Origin of the sequence: Janthinobacterium goodfellowi, assembly GCF_051380695.1 — a bacterium.
GTDB lineage: Bacteria > Pseudomonadota > Gammaproteobacteria > Burkholderiales > Burkholderiaceae_D > Janthinobacterium.
The window spans coordinates 372,940-389,468 of record NZ_JBNYXN010000003.1 but is presented as its reverse complement, the minus strand read 5'-3'; the positions used below and the strand labels follow the sequence as shown (position 1 = coordinate 389,468).

At 63.9% G+C, this 16,529-nt stretch carries 9 protein-coding genes; 8 read left to right on the top strand and 1 reads right to left on the bottom strand.

Going from position 1 to position 16,529, the window contains the following annotated elements; genetic code table 11:
- Positions 1–193: 193 nt before the first annotated feature.
- The 8 genes from ACQ4WQ_RS14110 (at position 194) to kefC (ending at position 14,392) form a co-directional block, all read left to right on the top strand.
- Positions 194–3,787, top strand: coding sequence for an indolepyruvate ferredoxin oxidoreductase family protein (locus tag ACQ4WQ_RS14110; protein WP_436497871.1), 3,594 nt, complete (start codon positions 194–196; stop codon positions 3,785–3,787).
- Positions 3,788–3,911: 124 nt separating this feature from the next.
- Entirely contained in the window at positions 3,912–5,426 is a 1,515-nt protein-coding gene (locus tag ACQ4WQ_RS14105; RefSeq protein WP_436497869.1) for a S41 family peptidase, read from the top strand.
- 162 nt (positions 5,427–5,588) lie between these two features.
- The gene (locus ACQ4WQ_RS14100; RefSeq protein ID WP_436497867.1) at positions 5,589–8,309 is read left to right on the top strand and encodes a TonB-dependent receptor plug domain-containing protein; all 2,721 of its coding nucleotides are present in this window, start codon (positions 5,589–5,591) and stop codon (positions 8,307–8,309) included.
- A 125-nt stretch (positions 8,310–8,434) separates the two neighbouring features.
- A complete protein-coding gene (locus ACQ4WQ_RS14095) occupies positions 8,435–10,213 on the top strand; it encodes a M14 family metallopeptidase (protein ID WP_436497865.1) in 1,779 nt (592 codons plus the stop codon).
- A gap of 98 nt (positions 10,214–10,311) precedes the next feature.
- On the top strand, positions 10,312–11,463 hold the full coding sequence (locus tag ACQ4WQ_RS14090) for an MGDG synthase family glycosyltransferase (RefSeq protein WP_436497863.1): 1,152 nt from the start codon (positions 10,312–10,314) through the stop codon (positions 11,461–11,463).
- On the top strand, positions 11,460–11,942 hold the full coding sequence (locus ACQ4WQ_RS14085; RefSeq protein WP_436497861.1) for a hypothetical protein: 483 nt from the start codon (positions 11,460–11,462) through the stop codon (positions 11,940–11,942). The genes ACQ4WQ_RS14090 and ACQ4WQ_RS14085 overlap by 4 nt, the downstream gene beginning before the upstream one ends.
- Positions 11,939–12,514: a dual specificity protein phosphatase family protein gene (locus tag ACQ4WQ_RS14080; RefSeq protein ID WP_436497859.1), complete on the top strand. Its 576-nt coding sequence runs from the start codon at positions 11,939–11,941 to the stop codon at positions 12,512–12,514. The genes ACQ4WQ_RS14085 and ACQ4WQ_RS14080 overlap by 4 nt, the downstream gene beginning before the upstream one ends.
- A gap of 63 nt (positions 12,515–12,577) precedes the next feature.
- Positions 12,578–14,392 carry a glutathione-regulated potassium-efflux system protein KefC gene (gene kefC, locus ACQ4WQ_RS14075; protein WP_436497857.1) on the top strand — a complete coding sequence of 605 codons (1,815 nt, stop codon included), beginning with the start codon at positions 12,578–12,580 and terminating at the stop codon, positions 14,390–14,392.
- Between the two features lie 82 nt (positions 14,393–14,474).
- Here the strand turns inward: kefC and pepF are convergent, their stop codons facing one another.
- Positions 14,475–16,352: an oligoendopeptidase F gene (gene pepF / locus ACQ4WQ_RS14070; protein ID WP_436497855.1), complete on the bottom strand. Its 1,878-nt coding sequence runs from the start codon at positions 16,350–16,352 to the stop codon at positions 14,475–14,477.
- Between the last annotated feature and the right edge of the window lie 177 nt (positions 16,353–16,529).

Below are 16,529 nucleotides of genomic sequence, written 5' to 3'. Positions count from 1 at the left end.
ATCCGACATGCCTAAAAAGCAGCAAAAAGGTAAGAACACGGGAGTGCAGCGCAGCAAAGAACTGCGCGCCTTCCTGTGGTAGTCTACGACAAACAAGTCATTTTTCCGCACCGGCATTGCCCATAAGGCACAGCTGGTACGTGTGAGTTCAACCGACCTGCACGCGTAGCACAGAGAATAATGGAGACAAGTAATGAATGCACCAATCAAGGGCTCGAGTCTTGAGCCGGGCGCGCACGCGTCCGAGATTTCCCTGAACGACAAATACACGCTCGAGCGTGGCCGCGCCTTCATGACGGGCACGCAAGCGCTGATCCGCCTGCCCATGCTGCAGCGCGAGCGCGACCTCAAGGCTGGCCTGAACACGGCCGGCTACATCACCGGCTACCGCGGTTCGCCTGTGACGTCCGTCGACATGACGGCGATCAAGGCCAAAAAATACCTCGATGAACACCACGTCAAATTCCATCCGGGCCTGAACGAAGACCTGGCCGCCACGGCTGTCTGGGGCACGCAGCAAACGAATCTGTTCGAAGACGCGAAATACGACGGCGTGTTCGGCATGTGGTACGGCAAGGGCCCCGGCGTCGACCGCTGCGGCGACGTCTTCAAGCACGCGAATAACGCCGGTTCCGCCAAGCACGGCGGCGTGCTGGTGCTGGCCGGCGACGACCATGCGGCGAAATCCTCGTCCACGGCGCACCAGTCCGACCATATCCTGAACGCCTGCGGCATTCCCGTGCTGTACCCGTCGTCGGTGCAGGAATACATCGACTACGGCTTGCATGCGTGGGCCATGAGCCGCTACACGGGCCTGTGGGTCTCGATGAAATGCGTGACCGATATCATCGAGTCGGGCGCCGCCGTCGATTTCGACCCGGACCGCGTGCAGATCACCCTGCCGACGGACTTCGAGATGCCGGCCGGCGGCTTGAACATCCGCTGGCCCGACACGGTGCTGGAACAAGAAGTGCGCATGAACAGCTACAAATGGTATGCGGCGCTGGCGTATGCGCGTGCCAACAAGCTCAACAAGATCATCTGGGACAGCCCGAAGGCGCGCATCGGCATCATCACGGCCGGCAAATCCTACCTCGATACGCGCCAGGCGCTGGCCGATCTCGGCATCGACGAGCAGACGGCGTCCGACATCGGCATCCGCCTGTACAAGATCGGCATGACCTGGCCGCTGGAAGCGGACGGCGTGCATGAATTCGCCAAGGGCCTCGACGAGATCCTCGTGGTGGAAGAAAAGCGGCAAATCCTCGAATACGCGCTGAAGGAAGAACTCTACAACCTCAAAGACGGCGAGCGTCCGCGCGTGGTCGGCAAGTTCGACGACACGGGCGAATGGAGCAACCAGAAGGGCACGGGACACGGCGACTGGCTGCTGCCGGCCACGTATGAACTGAACCCGGCCATGATCGCCCGCGCGATCGCTAGCCGCATTTCGCGCTACTACGCGGGCCATCCCGTCGAGCAGCGCGTGAAGGAACGCATCGCCTACCTGGAAGCGAAGGAAAACGTCCTCAAGGCCATCAGCGCGAAACCCGATCCGCAAAAGGACCGCACGCCGTTCTTCTGTTCCGGCTGCCCGCACAACACGTCGACCAAGGTGCCGGAAGGCTCGCGCGCGCTGGCCGGCATCGGCTGCCACTACATGGTGCTGTGGATGGACAGGGAGACGTCGACGTTTACCCACATGGGCGCCGAAGGCGTCACTTGGGTGGGGCAGGCGCCGTTCACGAATGAAAAGCACGTGTTTACCAATCTCGGGGACGGCACGTATTTCCACTCGGGCATCCTGGCCATCCGCGCGGCCGTCTCGGCCAAGGTGAACATCACCTACAAGATTCTGTTCAACGATGCGGTGGCGATGACGGGCGGCCAGGAATTCGACGGGCCTTTGTCTCCGGCCATCATCTCGCGCCAGATCGCCGCCGAAGGCGTGGGCCCGATCATCGTCGTCACCGATGAGCCGGAAAAATACCCGGACGATTACGCCTGGGCCGAAGGCGTCACCGTGCGCCACCGTTCCGAACTGATGGACGTGCAGCGCGAACTGCGCGACATGCCCGGCGTGTCGGCCATGATCTACGACCAGACCTGCGCCTCGGAAAAACGCCGCCGCCGGAAACGCAATGAATACCCGGACCCGGCCAAGCGCGCCGTCATCAACGAAGCCGTCTGCGAAGGCTGCGGCGACTGCTCCGTGCAATCGAACTGCCTGTCGGTGGAACCGCTGGAAACGGAACTGGGGCGCAAGCGCCAGATCAACCAGTCGTCCTGCAACAAGGATTTCTCGTGCACGACCGGTTTCTGCCCCAGTTTCGTCACGGTGGAAGGCGGCGGCCTGAAAAAGCCGAAAAAGGCGGCTGCCGCCGACAAGGATGCGCCAGCCGCACCGGCCTTGCCGACGCCGGCCATTCCTTCGACGGCCGAGCCGTTCGGCATCCTGGTGACCGGCATCGGCGGCACGGGCGTCGTCACCGTCGGCCAGATCCTGGCCATGGCCGCCCACGTGGAAGGCAAGGGCTGTTCCGTGCTGGACATGAGCGGCCTGGCGCAAAAGGGCGGCCCCGTGATGTCGCACGTGCGCCTGGCGGACCGCCAGGAAGATATCCACTCGACGCGCGTCGGCACCGGTGCGGCTGACCTGGTGATCGGCTGCGATTTGATCGTCACGGCCAGCCGCGACGCCCTGTCGCGCATGGGAGAAGGACGCAGCTGGGCCATGATCAACTCGACCAGCTCGTCGACAGCCGCCTTCGTGAAGAATCCGGACTGGCAATTCCCCGGCGCTTCCGCGCGCATGGAAATCGAAAAGGCCTGCGGCAGCGACCACGTGGACTTCATCGACGCGGGCCAGATCGCCACGGCGCTGATGGGCGACTCCATCGCCACGAACATGTTCATGCTGGGCTACGCCTGGCAAAAGGGCAAGGTGCCGCTGTCGGAAGCTGCCATCATGAAGGCCATCGACTTGAACAACGTCTCGGTGGCGTTCAACAAGGCCGCCTTCAACTGGGGCCGCGCCGGTGCCCACGATGCGGCCAGCCTGGTACGCATGACAACGCCAGCCAAGGTGGTGGAATTCAAGCGCATCGATACGCTCGACGACATCATCGAAAAGCGGGTCGCCCTGCTGACGGCTTACCAGGACCGCGCGTATGCGCAGCAGTACCTGGACTTCGTCGGCCAGGTGCGCGCCGCCGAAAGCGCCTTGAACGGCCCGCACTTGCGCCTGACGGAAGCCGTGGCACGCTACTTCTACAAGCTGATGGCCTACAAGGACGAGTACGAAGTGGCGCGCCTGTACACGGACGGCGCCTTCCAGGCGAAGATCGCGTCCATGTTCGAAGGCGACATCAAGCTCAAGTTCCACCTGGCGCCGCCGATCATGGCGAAAACGGATGCCCAGGGCCACTTGATCAAGAAGGAATTCGGCCCGTGGATGATGAAGGCCTTCGGCGTGCTGGCCAAGTTCAAGGGCTTGCGCGGCACGGCCTTCGACGTGTTCGGCCATACGGCCGAGCGCAAGATGGAGCGTGCGCTGATCGCGGAATACCGCGCGACAGTGGGCGGCTTGCTGCCGAAGCTGACGACGGCCAAGCTGGCGCAAGCCGTGGCCATTGCCAGCATTCCGGAAGATATCCGCGGTTATGGCCACGTGAAGGAGCGTCATCTGAAGGCGGCGAAAGAGAAGGAAGCCAGCCTGCTGATCGCCTTCAACGCGCCGACGCCGCTGCCGCCCGTCGTGGCTGCGCCCGTGGCGGCCACCGTGTGATGGGGTGAGTTCCTCGCCGTAGAAATGGCGCCTGCGGGCGCCATTTCTTTTGTGTCAAAGAAAACAACGCTTGCTGGCAAAACGCATTATAATTTTTCGATAATTTCTTTATGGAAAGTTTCTCATGCGTTCCCTGCGCTTTTCTACTCTGGCGGTTCCCTTTGCCCTTCCCTTGATCTTGCTGTTGAGTGCCTGCGGCGGAGGCGGCGGTAGCAGCAGCGACAGCGCGGCTGTCGCCCCGCCCGTGACGCCGACGGGGCCGACGGCGCTGGTCGCTTCCTCCACGGTGGCGAACCGTTGCGAGGCGCCGCGCAGCGGCAGCGGCATCGACAAGCCGGGTACCTTGCTCGATGAACTGACGTGGGTGCGCAGCTGGATCGATGAAACGTATCTGTGGTACCGCGAAGTGCCGACCACCTACCTGCCGCAAAGCTTTGCCACGCCGAAAGCATATTTCGATGTGCTGAAAACAACGGCCACGACGGCGTCCGGCAAGCCCAAGGACCAGTTCCATTTCACGTATACGACGGCCGAATGGGAAGCCTCGCTCAATGGCGTGGAGCTCGGTTACGGCATGCTGCTGGCGCTGACGCGCACCACGCCGCCGCGCAAGGCCGTGATCTCGATCGTCGAGCCAGGTTCGCCGGCCGACGTGGCGGGTTTGCGGCGCGGCGATGAACTGCAAACCGTCGATGGCACCGATTTCGTCAATGCCCCCGACGCGGCCAGCGTGAAGATCATTAACGCCGGCCTGTTCCCTGCAGCGCAAGGCAGGCACACGCTGGCGTTCAGCCGCAATGGCGCGCCCATCTCCGCGAACCTGCAGGCGGTGGAAGTGAGCACCAGCGCCGTGCAAAACGAGCGCATCATCGACACGCCCACGGGCAAGGTGGGCTACCTGACCTTCAATACGCACAACAACGTGGCCGAACGCCAGCTGGTCGAGACCATGCGCCGCTTCCAGGCGGCCGGCATCAGCGACCTGGTGCTCGATGTGCGCTACAACGGCGGCGGCTACCTCGATGTCGCCAGCGAACTCGCCTACATGATTGCCGGCCCGCAAGTCACCACCGGCAAGACCTTCGAGCAGGTGCTGGCCAATGACAAGACGCGGCCCGAAGCGCCCGTGCCATTCCACACGCAAAGCCAGGGCTTCGGCGGCCCGAATCCGCTGCCCAAGGGCACGTCCTTGCCTTCGCTGGGCCTCAAGCGGGTGACCTTGCTGACGACGGGCAGTACCTGCTCGGCCAGCGAAGCCATCATCAACGGCTTGCGCGGCGTGGACGTGCAGGTCAACCTGATCGGCGGCACGACGTGCGGCAAGCCCTACGGTTTCTATCCCACGCCGAATTGCGGCACCACGTATTTCGCCGTGCAGTTCCAGGGCGTCAACGCCAAGGGCTTTGGCGACTTCGCCGACGGCATGGCGCCCACCTGCGAGGTGACGGACGATTACCAGCATCCGCTGGGCGACGCGGCCGAAGGCATGCTGGCGGCGGCGCTGCGCTACCGCAGCAGCGGCAGCTGTATTCCGGTCACGGGCGCGACCAGGCTGTTGAGTTCGATGGAGAGTCCGGCCGACACGGCCACGCGCCTGCTGCGCCCAGCCTACAAGGAAATTGCTGTACTGAAACGATAAAGCGGACGTTTTCTCCCCTTTCCGGGCAGGGAGGGGGCAGCTTTCTGCTCATAAATATTTCTATATAACAATTATGATATATAGAAAGATGAATCCATTCGTTCAGTAATGCCTGCCGTTTTGCTATCTTCCCGTTTTTCTCCCACCTTGAGAAGCGCAACGATGTCGAAACAGTTCAAGTTAACACCGCTCAGCCTTGGCGTACTGGCCATCCTGGGCGGCACCGCATGGCAAGCGCACGCGCAAACGCAAGCGCCCGCAGCGGATCAGCAGCCAGCGGCCACCCCGCCGGCCGTCGTGGTCACCGGTTCGCGCATTCCCCGCGCCAGCCTGGAAGGCCCGTCTTCCGTCACCATCCTGACCGGCGATGAAATCACCAAGCAAGGCTACAAGAACGTCTTCGACGCGCTGACCAACCAGGTGCAGAACAGCGGTTTTACGCAGGGTGAGGATTACGGCAATACCTTCACGCCATCGGCCAACACCATCAGCCTGCGCGGCCTGGGGCCGAACCATACGCTGATCCTGCTGAATGGCCGCCGCCTGGCCGATTTCCCCATCGCCTATGACGGTGCCGTCAACTTCACCAACCTGGCGAACATCCCGTCGAGCATTGTCGACCGCATCGAAATCCTCAACGGCGGCGCCTCGGCCATCTACGGTTCGGACGCGATCGCCGGCGTGGTCAACGTGATCCTGAAAAAACAGACGGAAGGCTTCGATATCAACGTCAAGCTGGGCGGCACCTCGCGCGGCGGCGCCGGCAGCCAGCGCGTACAGCTGACGGGCGGCGGCAATTTCGACAAGCTGCATACCCTGTTCAGCGTGGAACTGAGCGAGCGCGATCCGCTGTGGAGCATGGACCGCGACTTCATGAGCAGCCGTTCCGGCGTGCCGACGACGGTTGCTTCGCGCCGCACGCTGGCTTCCGGCACGTCCGGCCGCTATGTCGACCTGGGCGACACGTGCAGCCAGTTCGGCGACATGTTCGGCGGCAGCGTCAGCAAGTACACGGCGAAAAACGGCAGCTATTGCGCCAGCCCGAAAACCCGTCCCACCTACTGGACCACGCAGACCAAGAACAGCAGCCAGAACGTATTCGGCAGCGCCAACTACGAGCTCGATGCGGAGACCACGCTGTTTGCCGATTTCCTGCTCGGCAAGAACAAGACCGTCAACAATACGCGCGGCCCGTCGTGGACCTCGGCTTCGCTGGGCGGCGGCTCCTTCCTGAACCGCAACAGCGGCGCCTATGAAGAGTGGACGCGCTACATCTCGCCCGAGGAAATCGGCGGCGTGCAGCGCTACAACCGCAGCTGGAACGACCTGGCCACGGCCATCTCGCTGGGCGCCAAGGGCCGCATTCCCGGCACCGCCTGGCAGTATGAGGCAAACTACAACGCCTCGATCTACAAGAGCGAAGGCCATACCCCGCGCCTGCGCTCGAACATCGACAGCTTCTTCCTGGGCCCGAGGCTGGGCACGGATGCGAATGGCGTGGCGATCTATGCGCCGGATCCCGCGCGCCTGTCGCGCCGCCTGACGCCGGAAGAATTCAACGGCATCACCGGCTACACCAACAGCGACGACAAGGCGTGGACGAATACCCTGAGCCTGGCCACGAACGGCGACCTGTTCCAGCTGCCGGCCGGCATGGTGAAGATCGCCACGATCGCCGAACTGGGCAAGCAGGGCTTCCGTAACGCGCCCGATGCGCGCATCAACGAAGGCTACTTCAATATCGCCACCGGTTCGGGCGTCACGGCCGGCACGCGTTCGCGCTCGGCGCTGGGTGCGGAAGTCAATCTGCCGCTGCATGAAAAGCTGACGGGCACCCTGGCCGGCCGCTATGACCGCTACAGCTTTGCGGGCCGCAAGGAAGGCAAGTTCACCTACAACGGCGGACTGGAACTGCGCCCGGCGCCGGAGCTGCTGTTCCGCGCCAACTACGCCACCAGCTTCCGCGCACCGGACATGAACTATATCTACCAGGCGCGCGGCACCGGCTATTATTCGAGCACCACCGATTACTACCGTTGCGGCGCCGCCGGACAAGCCATCGAAAACTGCGAGTACGCCAACAAGTCGCCCGGTGCCGATTATGTGCAGAACGGCAGCCGCGACCTGCAGTCGGAAAAAGGCAAGTCGTTCGGCGTGGGCGCCGTCTGGTCGCCGAGTTCCAATTTCGACGTGTCCGTCGACTACTGGAACATCAAGATCGACGACCTGGTGACGAACCTGAGCGACGACAAGCTGCTGCGCGACGAAGCCGATTGCCGCCTGGGCAAGACCGACATCAACTCGCCGACCTGCGTCGATACCCTGGGCCGCATCGAGCGTTACGCGGCCAATGCCTTGAACAAGGCGGGCGAGATCAAGACCATCACCGTCAATCCGATCAACGCGGCCAAGCAAAGCAGCAGCGGCATCGATATCAGCCTGAAGTATTTGCTGCGCACGGCAAACTATGGCCGCTTCGCCTTCAAGGCCAATTACGCCAAGGTGCTGAGCAAGAAATCGCAGCAATTCGCTGGCGACGAAGAGATCGACGAAACCAAATCGCTGACCAACATGGATTGGCCGGACAAGCTGAACCTGAGCGTCAACTGGGGCGCGGGCGACTGGTCGAACACCTTGTTGGTCAGCCGTTACGGCAAGGTGCCGAACGGCGCCGGCACGGGCTACCTGACGCCGACGGCGCTGGCCAATATCAGCACCGTGTACCGCATCAACGACCGCGCCACCGTTTCGCTGATCGTCAACAATGTGTTCGACAAGATCAAGCGCGACAACAGCGGCGGCTGGCCGTACTACCCGATCGGCAACTACAGCCCGCAAGGCCGCCAGGGATGGGTCGAATTTAATTATCATTTCGGTTCATGATTCACGCTTGCCAGAGTAAGGCCGGAGCAGCTGACGCTGTTCCGGCTTTTTTATTTTCCGGCGCGTTTTTATCCGGGCGCCACTCTATAATTGCCCGCTAGTCCTCTCTCGATGGAGTTTGACCCATGCTACGCCACGCCCTGCTGTCCACCGCCTTGTTGTCCCTGTTTTCCGCCCCTGTCCATGCCGCCGCCCCGGCCCTGACGACGGTGGCCGAGCGCTCGGGCTTTTTGACTACGGGCCGCTACGCGGAAGTGGAAGTCTTGTGCCGCCAGTTCCAGGCGCGCTATCCGAAGCAGGTGCGCTGCATCGAATTTGGCCGCACGCCGGAAAACCGCCCCATGCTGGCGCTGGCCGTCTCCAACACGGGCGCCCTGACGCCGGCCGAGGCGGCGCGCCGCAAGCTGCCCGTGCTGCTGGTGCAGGGCGGCATCCATGCGGGCGAGATCGATGGCAAGGATGCGGGCTTCCTGGCCTTGCGCGAAGTATTGGAGGGCAAGGCGGCGCCCGGCGCGCTGGATAAACAGGTGCTGCTGTTCGTGCCCGTCTTCAATGTCGACGGCCATGAGCGCTTCGGCCAGTGGAACCGTCCGAACCAGCGCGGCCCTGTGGAAATGGGCTGGCGCAGCACGGCGCAAAACTACAATCTGAACCGCGAATACATGAAGGCCGATACGCCCGAGATGCAGCACATGCTGGCGCTGGTGAACGCCTGGGATCCGCTGGCCTATGTCGACCTGCACGTCACCGACGGCGCCCAGTTCGAACCCGATATCTCGATCCAGGTGGAACCCGTGCATGCGGGCGACGCGGCCCTGCGCGTGGCTGGCACGGCCTTGCGCGATCAGGTCCTGGCCGACCTGGCGAAGCAGGGCTCGGACCCGAAACCGTTCTATATTTCGTTTGCCGAGAACGACAATCCGCAATCGGGCTTTGTCGATTCGGCGCCGAACCCGCGCTTCTCGCATGGCTATTTCCAGCTGCGCAACCGCTTCGGCATGCTGGTGGAAACCCATTCGTGGAAAGACTATCCGACCCGCGTGCGCATCACGCGCAACACCATCGTCTCGCTGCTGTCGCAAGTGGCGCAGCATGGCGCGCAGTGGCGGCAAACGGCGCTCGAGGCGGACGCGCGCGCCGCGCAGCTGGCAGGCAGCACCTTGCCGCTCACGTATAAAACGACGGACAAGAGCCGCATGATCGCCTTTCGCGGCTACGCCTACACGCGCACGCCATCCGAGGTGTCGGGCGCCCTGATGACGCGCTACGATGAAACCACGCCGCAGATCTGGAACGTACCGCTGCGCGACGAGATCGTGCCGGACCTGCAGCTGGCCGCGCCCAAGGCCGGCTACCTCGTGCCTGCCGCGCAGGCGCAGATGGTGGCGGCCAAGCTGCGCCAGCATGGCGTGTCGTACCAGGTGCTGGCCACCGCGCCCGGCAAGCTGCCGGTCGAAACCTTCCGCGCCACGCAGGTAAAATTCGGCGCGCAGTCGTTCGAAGGACGCCAGACGGCGGCCGTGCAGGGCGAATGGCAGAAAGAAGAGCGCTTCGTCGAGGCCGGCGCCCTGTACGTGCCCGTCAACCAGGCCAAGGCGCGCTTGGTCGTGGCCCTGCTCGAGCCGCGCGCGCCCGATTCCCTGCTGGCCTGGGGCAGTTTCAATACGGCCTTCGAGCGCAAGGAGTACATGGAAGAATACGTGGCCGAAGACGTGGCGCGCGCGCAACTGGCGGCCGACCCGGCGCTGGCGGCGCAATTCCAGCAGAAGCTGGCCGACGATCCCGCGTTTGCCAGGAATCCGGCCGCGCGCCTGGAATTCTTCGCCCGCCGCCACGCTTCCTGGGATGAGCGCCTGAATCTGTATCCGGTGCTGCGCACGGATGCCGCGCCGGCACTGAAGTAAGGGAAGCCACGCGATCTTGCTAATTTGAAATGTGCGCGGCGCGGATAATGTTATTGTGCCTGCTTCCCCGATCAGGGCTTTCAGTGGAGCACCAGCGCATGCCGCAGCAAACAGCGAAAAAAATTCTTCTCCTGAGCGTCTCGGCCGGCGCCGGCCACATGCGCGCGGCGCAAGCCATCGAGGCATATGCGGCGCGCGATGGCGGCGCCGGTCCTGCGGCGCAGGCCCTGCATCTCGACGTGATGGATTTCGTCACGCCCGCATTCCGCAAGCTGTACACGGATTTCTATATCAAGCTGGTCAACAAGGCGCCCGCGCTGTGGGGCTATCTGTACCAGGCCACCCATGACGCGTCGCGCGACAGCTCGATGCAGCGTTTGCGCCGCGGTGTCGAGCGCCTCAACACGCGCGCGCTGATGGCGCGGATCGCCGCCTTCCAGCCCGACGCCATCATCTGCACGCATTTCCTGCCGGCCGAACTGCTGTCGCGCGCCCTGCGCCAGCAACAGCTGGCTTGCCCCGTGTGGGTGCAGGTCACCGATTTCGACCTGCACCGCATGTGGGTGCACGAGCAGATGCAGGGTTATTTCGCCGCCACCGACGAAGTGGCGTTCCGCATGCGCCATGAAGGCATTCCCGCCGACCGCATCCACGTGACGGGCATCCCCGTCATGCCTGCGTTTGCGCAGGCGCCCGACCGCGTGCAGTGCGCGCAGGCGCGTGGCCTGGACCCGCGGCGCACGACGATTTTGCTGATGGGCGGCGGGGCTGGCCTCGGCAGCCTTGAAACGGTCGCCGCGCGCCTGCTGGCGTTGCCGGGCGATTTCCAGCTTATCGCGCTGGCGGGGAAAAATGCGGCCGCGCTGGCGGCGCTGCAAGCACTGGCCGGCCAGTATCCGGGCCGCCTGCTGGCGCAAGGCTTTACCGGCGAAGTCGAGCGCCTGATGGCGTGCGCCGACCTGGTGATCACCAAGCCGGGCGGCCTGACCACGTCCGAATGCCTGGCGCTGGGCTTGCCGATGATCGTCAACTCGCCGATTCCCGGGCAGGAAGAGCGCAATGCCGACTATCTGCTGGAGCAGGGCGTGGCCCTGAAGGCATTCGATGCCGTCACCCTGGAATACCGCGTGCGCCTGTTGCTCGATCATCCTGAGCAGTTGCAAGCGATGCGCGCAAAAGCGCTGGCCCTGGGCCGCCCGCGCGCCGCGCTGGACGTGCTGGCGCAGGTGCTGGCCACGGAGCCTGCATGACGGGCGCCGTCGCAAAACCCTGGCAGATCGGCCTGACGCTGGCCTGGGTGGCCCTGCTGGGACTGTTTTTTGCTCAGGTGGAAATCCAGATCGAAGGGGCAGCCGGCTGGGCGGCGAACCTGCCCACGTGGCGCATCGAAAGCCATTGGCTGCTCGATATCTTCTGGGGCGGGCGGCCGATGACCGGCTACCATGCCTGGGTCTTTCCCTTCATCGCCCTGTTCTTCCACTTCCCCATGGTCTTCCTGGCGCAATGGTCGCTGCGCCTCGAGTGCCGGGCCATCGGCTGCATCATGCTGTTCTGGATCATCGAGGATTACCTGTGGTTCGTATTCAATCCCGCCTATGGCGTGGCGCACTTCGATCCGGCCCACATCGCCTGGCACAAGCACTGGCTGTGGTGGGCGCCGACCGATTACTGGGTGTCGCTGCTGCTGGCCGGCGTGCTGCTGTGGTTTTCATACAAGAGGAAGTCATGACCTTGCCGTATCTCCTGATGTTATCGCTGGCCCTGGCGGCCGGTTCCGCCGGCGCGCAGGCGCCCCTGCCGCCCGAGCGCAATGCCGAGTGGGCCACGCCGCTGCCGCAGGTGTCGAACCTGCACCAGGTCACCCCCGTCCTGTACCGTAGCGCAAAGCTGGACAGTGCCGACGTAGCCCAGTTGCAGACGCTGGGCGTGAAGACGGTGATCAGCCTGCGCTCCTTCCACTCCGACACGCAGGTGCTCGATGGCAGCGGCATCCGCGCCGTCCGCATCCCCGTCAATACCTGGGCCATCCGCGACAAGCATGTGATCGAGACCATGCGCAGCATCCGCGCCGCCGAACAGCAGGGACCCGTGCTGCTGCACTGCCTGCACGGCGCCGACCGCACGGGCCTGATGGCCGCCATGTACCGCATGCTGTACCAGGGCTGGCCGCGCGAGAAGGCGATCGACGAGCTGAAAAATGGCGGTTACGGCTATCACGCCGTGTGGAAAAATATCGAAAGCTATCTTAAACGCGTGAATGTCGACCAACTACGCGCGCGCATCGAGGCACCGCCAGCCTGATACCCCGCTGGCGCGCCACTTCAGGCATGATTGCGATTCCAATCACGTTTTTCCGGAATCCGCATGGAACACCACAGCTTTCTCATCAACATACTGTTTTACCTGGTCGCCGCCATCATCATGGTGCCGCTGGCCAAGCGCCTGGGCATGGGCGCCGTGCTGGGCTATCTGGTGGCCGGCGTCGTCATCGGGCCGTGGGGCCTGGGCCTGATCAAGAATGTCGAGGTGATCCTCAGCTTTTCCGAGTTCGGCGTGGTGCTGCTGCTGTTCCTGATCGGCCTGGAGCTCGAACCTAAGCGCTTGTGGCTGCTGCGCCGCCCGATTTTCGGCTGGGGCGGGGCGCAGGTGGGCGTCGTCAGCGCGGGGCTGTGCGCCGTGGCCATGGCCTTCGGCGTGGACTGGCGCACGGCGCTGGTCGGTGCGCTGGGGCTGTCGCTGTCGTCGACGGCCATCGTGCTGGCCACCCTGGGCGAACGCAAGCTGATGAGTACGCCGGCCGGTTCCGCCGGTTTTTCGATTTTGCTGTTCCAGGATATCGCCGCCATCCCCATGATCGCGCTGGTGCCGCTGCTGGGCGGACTCGTCACGCATAGCGGCGAACCGGGCTGGCTGCGCGTGGCCAAGCTGGCCGCCGTGCTGGCTGCCCTGGTGATCGGCGGGCGCTTCCTCGTCAACCCCATCCTGCGCTTCATCGCCAAGACGGACTTGCGCGAAATCTTCACGGCCTTCGCCCTGCTGCTGGTGATTGCCATTTGCGTGCTGATGGAATCGGTGGGCTTGTCGATGGCGCTCGGCACCTTCATGGCGGGCGTGCTGCTGGCCGATTCCGAATACCGCCATGAGCTCATTTCCGACCTGGAGCCGTTCAAGGGGCTGCTGCTGGGCCTGTTCTTCATCGCCGTGGGCATGTCCGTCGATTTCGGCGTGCTGCGCGCCCAGCCGCTGCTGATCCTGGCCCTGGTGGCGGGGCTGCTGGTGGTCAAGATCGGCTTGCTGTATGTATTGTCGAAGTTTTTCGACATTCCCCGCGGCCAGCAGCTGTTCTTTGCGCTGCTGCTGTCGCAGGGCGGCGAATTCGCCTTCGTCGTGTTTGCCGCCGCCGAGGCCGCGCATGTGTTTGCGCCGCAGACGGCGGCGCTGCTGGTCGTGGTGGTGACCCTGTCGATGGTGGCCACGCCCTTGCTGCTGCTGGCGCACGACAAGTTCGTCGCGCCTCGCCTGCAGGGCGAAAAGAAGCGCCGTCCCGACGACCAGATCGAGGCGCAGGACAACCCCATCGTCATCGCCGGCTTCGGCCGCTTCGGCCAGATCATCGGCCGCCTGCTGGCGGCCAACAAGATCGGCGTGACGGTGCTCGACCACGACCCGGACCAGATCGAGCTGCTGCGCAAGTTCGGCTTCAAGGTGTTTTATGGCGACGCCACGCGCGTGGACCTGCTGGTGGCGGCCGGCATCGAGAAGGCGAAGGCGCTGGTGATCGCCATCGACAACGTGGATGACAGCCTGGCCCTGGTCGACGCCGTGCGCCTGCGCCTGCCCGAACTGACGATCCTGGCGCGCGCGCGCAACGTCACGCATTACTATGAATTGATGAAGCGAGGCGTGACCCTGATCGAGCGCGAGACGTTTGCCGCGGCCTTGCTGCTGGGCGAACAGACCTTGCAGCAGGTGGGCTTCAGCGCGGAGCGGGCGCAGCGCGCGGCCGGCATCTTTGGCCGGCATAACCTCAAGACCTTGCTGGAAGTGGCACCGCACTTCCAGGACCAGCAAAAAGTCATGTCGCTCACACGCCAGGCGCGCGAGGAGCTGGAAGACATGTTCGAGAGCGATGCGGCGGCGTTTGCGGCGGCGGAAGCGGAGAACGGTAGGTCGGATTAGCGCAAAGCGCGTAATCCGACATCGTGTTGGCGGTGTCGGCTTACGCGCTGTGCGTTAAGCCGACCTACGTTTGGCCTCAGCTTTATTTGCCCCGTTTGCTCTCAATCGCCTCGATCTGGTCCATGATGCCGTTCATGCGCGCCGCCAGCGCCTGGTACGGTTTCGGCGAGGCCAGGTCGACGCCGGCCGCCTTCACCAGATCGTAGGGGTAGGCCGAGCCGCCCGCACTGAGCATCTTCAGGTAGGCGGCCAGCGCGCCCGGTTCCTTGTCGAGGATGCGCTGCGCGAAATCCTGCGCCGCGGCGATCGAGGTGGCGTACTGGAACACATAGTAGCCGTGATAGAAATGCGGCACATACGCCCATTCCAGCGCGTAGGCGGGATCGATGCTCATGACGCCCTGCGCTTCGCCGTGGTAGCGCTTGAGGATGCCGGCATAGATGGCCGTGATCTCTTCGCCCGTCAACGATTCTCCCTTGTCCACCTTGCCGTGGATGGCCGCCTCGAATTCGGCGAACATGGATTGGCGGAAGAAGGTGCCGCGCAGGTTTTCCAGCGCCGCGCCCAGGTACAGCAGGCGCTCGTCGTCATCCCTGGCCTGCTTCAGGCGCGCGTCGAGCAGCAGCGCCTCGTTCGTCGTCGAGGCGATTTCCGCGACAAAGATGCTGTACGGCGCATAGATCGACGGCTGCGCCTTGTTGGCCAGCACCGAGTGCATGGCGTGGCCCCATTCGTGCGTCAGGGTGCTGACGGCTTCGTAATTGTCTGTGTAGTTGAGCAGCACGAACGGGTGCACGTCGTACGCGTCGCCATTCATGTAGGCGCCCGCCACCTTGCGCGGGCGCGGATATACATCCATCCAGCGCGCGTTCACGGCGGCGGTCAACGTTTTCACATAGTCGGGGCCCAGCGGCGCGACGGAGGCTAGCATCATCTGCTTGCCTTCGGCCAGCGGGAAGGTGCGCTCGCTTTTCAGCAGCGGCGCATACACGTCGTAATACGCCAGGTCCTTCACGCCCAGCATGCGCGCGCGCAGCTTGAAGTAGCGGTGCAGGGTGGGCAGGTTGGCATTGGTTTGCGCGATCAGGGTCTGGTAGACGGCGGGCGGCAAGTTGTCGGCGTCGAGCGCGGCGCTTTGCGAATCGGCGTAATGGCGCACCTTCGCATACGCGGCATCCGTTTTCAGCTGGCCGTACAGGGTTTCGCCGAACGTGCGTTCGTACTCTTTCCACTTGCCGAAGAAGGCGTCGAACACCAGCTTGCGGTCGGCGCGGTTGTCATCGCCCCGGTATTTCGTGTACGCCGCCTGGTCGAGCCGTACTTGCTTGCCGTCCGACAACGTGACGGTCGGCCACGGGATTTCCGCATTGGCCAGGGTACGGTAGACGCTGGCGGCCGACCCTGTTGCCAGGCCGAACTGTGCCACCAGCTGTTCGCCGGCCGCGTCGAGCGTGTGCGGCGCGCTGCGCAGCATGTTGCTCAACTGAAAGCGATACAACTGTAGCCCCTTGTCTTTCGCCAGCATGGCATCGATGCGCGTGCTGCCCAGGGCGAGGATTTCCGGCTGCAGGAAGGTGCTGGCCTGGGTGAAGTCGTTGCCCAGCAGGGCGGCGCGCTGGTTCAGCTGGTTGCCCTTGCTGTCGCCCGTATCCTGGTCGTAATACTGCGCCGCATAGGTGGTGAGCGTGTTGACGCGCTTGCGTGCGTCGGCATACAGGTCCAGGCAGCTTTTCAGGCGCGCCGGCGACGCGCTTAGTTGCCCCTTGCAGGCGCCCAGTTGCTGCAGCTGGGCCGACAGCTTTTTCGCGTCGGCGTCGAACGCGGCATCGTCCTGATACAGCGCCGTCAAATCCCAGCGGTCGGCCTGGCGGTCGGTGGGCGCAGGTGCGGCAGTGGCGGTGGCGAGCCCGAGGGCCAGCAGGGAGAACAGCAGGGGGCGCTTGAGCGCGGATGGCGTCATGGTTCATTCCAGTGAGGTTGTCGGAAGAATGCGTGCTGACCGCCGGGCAGGAATGCGCGCGTGACACATCGCGTACCGGCAGAGTTGACTACGGTACCTCAAATGGACGCAGGGGGAAAGAGGGCGGATGCCGCCACCTGGACGGTGGCGGCGAAAACAACGCGGGCTTACAACAGC

Coding starts and splice junctions, on each gene's coding strand:
- ACQ4WQ_RS14110 (WP_436497871.1), top strand. CDS start 194: ATGAATGCACCAATCAAGGGCTCGAGTCTTGAGCCGGGCGCGCACGCG.
- ACQ4WQ_RS14105 (WP_436497869.1), top strand. CDS start 3,912: ATGCGTTCCCTGCGCTTTTCTACTCTGGCGGTTCCCTTTGCCCTTCCC.
- ACQ4WQ_RS14100 (WP_436497867.1), top strand. CDS start 5,589: ATGTCGAAACAGTTCAAGTTAACACCGCTCAGCCTTGGCGTACTGGCC.
- ACQ4WQ_RS14095 (WP_436497865.1), top strand. CDS start 8,435: ATGCTACGCCACGCCCTGCTGTCCACCGCCTTGTTGTCCCTGTTTTCC.
- ACQ4WQ_RS14090 (WP_436497863.1), top strand. CDS start 10,312: ATGCCGCAGCAAACAGCGAAAAAAATTCTTCTCCTGAGCGTCTCGGCC.
- ACQ4WQ_RS14085 (WP_436497861.1), top strand. CDS start 11,460: ATGACGGGCGCCGTCGCAAAACCCTGGCAGATCGGCCTGACGCTGGCC.
- ACQ4WQ_RS14080 (WP_436497859.1), top strand. CDS start 11,939: ATGACCTTGCCGTATCTCCTGATGTTATCGCTGGCCCTGGCGGCCGGT.
- kefC (WP_436497857.1), top strand. CDS start 12,578: ATGGAACACCACAGCTTTCTCATCAACATACTGTTTTACCTGGTCGCC.
- pepF (WP_436497855.1), bottom strand. CDS start 16,352: ATGACGCCATCCGCGCTCAAGCGCCCCCTGCTGTTCTCCCTGCTGGCC.